4 protein-coding genes are annotated in these 3772 nt (G+C 58.6%); all 4 read right to left on the reverse strand.

Annotated elements, in window-relative coordinates:
- Positions 1-707: 707 nt before the first annotated feature.
- Positions 708-1520, reverse strand: a complete 813-nt coding sequence (locus tag AB0J29_RS36990) for a hypothetical protein (protein WP_364795994.1) — start codon at positions 1518-1520, stop codon at positions 708-710.
- A gap of 18 nt (positions 1521-1538) precedes the next feature.
- Positions 1539-1850 carry a hypothetical protein gene (locus tag AB0J29_RS36995; protein WP_364795997.1) on the reverse strand — a complete coding sequence of 104 codons (312 nt, stop codon included), beginning with the start codon at positions 1848-1850 and terminating at the stop codon, positions 1539-1541.
- Positions 1851-1859: 9 nt separating this feature from the next.
- Positions 1860-2873, reverse strand: a complete 1014-nt coding sequence (locus AB0J29_RS37000; protein ID WP_364795999.1) for a YbaB/EbfC family nucleoid-associated protein — start codon at positions 2871-2873, stop codon at positions 1860-1862.
- Between the two features lie 304 nt (positions 2874-3177).
- Positions 3178-3483, reverse strand: a complete 306-nt coding sequence (locus AB0J29_RS37005; protein WP_364796001.1) for a hypothetical protein — start codon at positions 3481-3483, stop codon at positions 3178-3180.
- Positions 3484-3772 lie beyond the last annotated feature (289 nt).

A 3772-nucleotide genomic window follows, 5' to 3' on the forward strand; every position in this document is an offset into this window, starting at 1 on the left:
CGCAGCATGCATGTATGTGCTGATCCATCGATCGTGGATACGCTTGATGGGCAGCGGGGCGAGCGAGAGGTGCCGCTCCCGCCCGACGCGTCGTCATCCACCGCCTCACCACCCTCACCCAGCGCTACCACCGCGAAGACCGCGAACACGACGAATACCTCCGCACCCGCCACTGAGTTGGTCCGCGTCGTCGACGGGCTGCTCGTCGAGCATGGGGCATCAATACCTCAATCAGCATGATTGGTCGAGGCTAGCAGCGAACACCCGATCTGAACTCGATCACGCTGGGCCGCAGGTCCAAGTGTGATCGAGTTAAGGTTAGGCGCGGCCACGCCAGAGGTAGTGGAAGCCCTGTAGACAGAGTCCGAAAATAAGGGCGGCATAAAAGACCCACAACACGCCATTATCGGTCCGGCTGAAGAGGCCCGCTACAATCAATCCTGCAACCGTCAAGCTGGCAGCTGCAAAGGCGCTGCATATCACTATTCTCATTTGCCCGGCTGGCGCTCTGCGCCAGCCGATAACGATGCCTAGAAGCTGCACAAGGAGGACGGCCGAGAGTATGATAGCTCCAATATTCCCCACTCCCAGGGTGTCTCGAAGACCGGTGAATGCCATAAGGCCGCTCAGAATCAAGAACGGCAACGCGACCGACCACTGATTCGACCGGCGCCTCTTTTCTTCCATGGTTTTGGGCGGCTGGTCGTTCAGTTGAGCCTCCACTTGGATTCGTTGTCGCCATCGACGGATGCGTCATTGAAGGTTGATGTCTTCGGGTCCGGCCATTGTGATACCCCGTTCGCGCCTTCCGGGAATGTGGAATTATCCGACGCTGCTGCTTCGAGGTCCAGCAGCGCTTTGCCTTGCGCGGCAAGAAGCGGGGTCAGAAGTGCAAGAGCTGCCCAGACGGAGGCCGCTGTGACACCTGATGCTGCGGCAATATCGGAAAGACCAGCCGGCGCACCGACGCCAGTGGCCAAGGCTGCGATTCCGGCTGCGAGAGCAATGAGGAACTGTCGGATCATATTCAGGATTGCAATATAGAACACGAGAGATGCTGCAGCGCAGATCTCCAATGCGGTTTTGGCTTTATCTGCGATTTCGCCGATCTTCCCAGCGGATTGACTCTGCGTGGTGCCCGTCTTCAGGTACGACAGCTGCGCGGCGCCCTTCCACTGTCGATTGCCTTCGAGATTATTCGGGTCGATGGTGCTCTGGATAGTGGTTACGGTATTTCTTACGTCGTTCCAGTCCTGGCTCCGCATGTACATGTACACCGGAGCGATCACGCCCTTCAAGAGGTCGACAACCTTGTCCCAAACCCACTTGGCCAAGTCGATCATTTTCTCAGCGCATAGCTTGCAGGCTCTCAATAGCGGAGGAACAAGCCGGACGTATGGTAGGTTCTCCGCGTTGTTCAATGCGTTCGGTACGCCAGAAACTCTCCCATCGTCAACTTGTTTTAGGAGCTTTTCTATCTGATCGATTACGGAGTTGTAGGATCCGATATCAAATGTCATTAGGGAGACCCTTTCGGATTACCACAAATTGTCGATCCCGTGTTTTCCTGCGGCGTCTTCTGCCTCGTACGTATCGGCGCAGTACCGTAGTGTGCCACCGATCTCATCGAACCGCTGCGCTCCTTGACCACAACGTTCTGACATTTTATTGACCACTTTGGTGTGCGCACTGACAATTCCTTGGAAGAGCCCCGCTTCCAGTCGGCCGAATTCTAACTCGCTAATCTTGCTCTTTAGTCCTTCCAGTGCATCTGATTGGCGCTCCCAGATTTGAGCATCAGTTCGAAGGGCATCAGTCGCAACTTTTAGTTCCTGTGGTGTGGGACTCATCGTTCCTCGCTAGATCAGGTTCTGCATGGCGGCGAGTGTCTGCATAGCATCGCTGGCCAGGGCGCCAAAGACATCTGCGCCTCTGTCAGATTTATTGGTGGCTTGTATCCACTGCCGGGCCTTGTCGTAGGATGCCTTGAGTCCCCAGGCGATAGTGTTCCCATCAACCCTCCCTGCCCAAAGACTGTCGACACCGCAGTTGACGATGCCGCTCCTATTGAGAGTGACCCAGGCGGGCATTTCGCCGTCGATTTCAACTTCACCAACGAATTCACGCGGCTGTGCTGCGGATTCGCTATTCAGTGCCTGAAATGTTTCTTCAATAAGTTGAGATACGCCGATTGTCGGATAGCGCGGAATCGCCGGGGGTTCGAAATGAGTGCGTGCGACGTTGTCGACACTCAACGCTTCTAGTCGATCCATGATCCCGTTTTCCATTGCTACGGTCATCGCCGTTTCGAAGCGGCGGATCTGAGCGTCTTGAATCGCGTCCAACACGGCTGAACCGATCTGGCGTGCGTCCAGGTGACGCGACCAGTTGTCCGAGATAACGATGTCGATCAGCTCGTTCGCTCCTGAAATGGTGACTTCAACTGTCCCGGTGTTGTCGCGACCTGTAGCGTAGGATGGCCCGGCAGAAAAGACCTCTTGCATCAGACCGGATATTGCTTGGGTATACCCGTGGAACTGGGCAAGATCGTTGAGAAGCTTGTCGAATCCTCCTGAGTCTGGAGTTTGAGGAGGCGCGGCACGGGGTGCGGAAAAAGGCGACTCCCGCAGACTCGATGTCGACGAAGGATCGGGACCTGCAGGGGCGACAGGAGGAGGCGGGTTGAATGGGCGATGTGGGGTGATGGCACGAGCGGGCGATGCCGGTGGAGCCGGACTCAACGAAGCAGGCGGGCTCAGGGAATGGTGTGGAGTCGGCACCGCAGGAGAGTTTTTGGGCTTCGGTTCAAGGGGTTGTTCGTCCCAGAATTCGTCGGGGTCGTCGTAATGGTTGTAGTAGCCTCCGGCCATCATCGCACCCCGCGGTAACCGCTGGCCGTCGACGCGGACAGCGTTGTCTTCTCTGGAATCTGCATCAAACCCCCATCGTTCGCGGTCGACTGCCCCACGTAAATCGACACCCTCCCTCTCTGATCGTCCGTCCAATGTACTGGACGCATGAGTCGGATGAACGGTTCCATTCGGACGCAGGAATTCTGTCGGTGGGATCGATGCTGGGGTTCGGCTTACGTCGTGCTGGTGCGGATGACAGCTGCTCTAAGTTGACGCCGGGCTGCGAGTTGCCGCAGCGATGCGTCCAGTTCGCGCCAGAGGTCGCCTACGCGGCCGCGGCCGCTCGGGGGTTCGGGTATCGCATCAGGACATTCATCACGATCGGGCTGGCCAGATCGGTCGCCTTCTCGATGTAATCGCCTCCCACGTCAGGGGTGTCGCCGGCGTCGAGCTCGAATGCTCGAGCCGCATGGGCGGCCGACATGAGGATGTGCCCACCCTGGGTCGCCTTTGCCAGCGGGTGCAGATACGCAGCCCCTCCCGCGTGACCAGCGGCGCGCGCCACATCGGCTGCGGCGAGTCCTCTCTCTCGAGCTGCCCGCGCGGCCCGGTGCGCGTCGAATGCGGTCACACGTATCGCCCACGACGAATACCTCCGCACCCGCCACTGAGTTGGTCCGCGTCGTCGACGGGCTGCTCGTCGAGCATGGGGCATACGCTGCGCCGGTTCCGAACAGCGAATGACCCGACACAAGCAGCGGTCCCGAGCAGGGCCGCTGACCGATGTTGTCCGTCGCCGAAAGAGGCTGTGCAGGTTGCCGAGCAGTACGTGGCAGGTGCGATCGAGGCGTTGAATCTGTGCCGCGCCACCACCGGGTTCGGTTCCACCCTCGACGAGTCGAGATCCTTGCCTGCGCCGA

The sequence above is a fragment of the Nocardia sp. NPDC049707 genome (assembly GCF_040674855.1).
Classification (GTDB): domain Bacteria; phylum Actinomycetota; class Actinomycetes; order Mycobacteriales; family Mycobacteriaceae; genus Nocardia.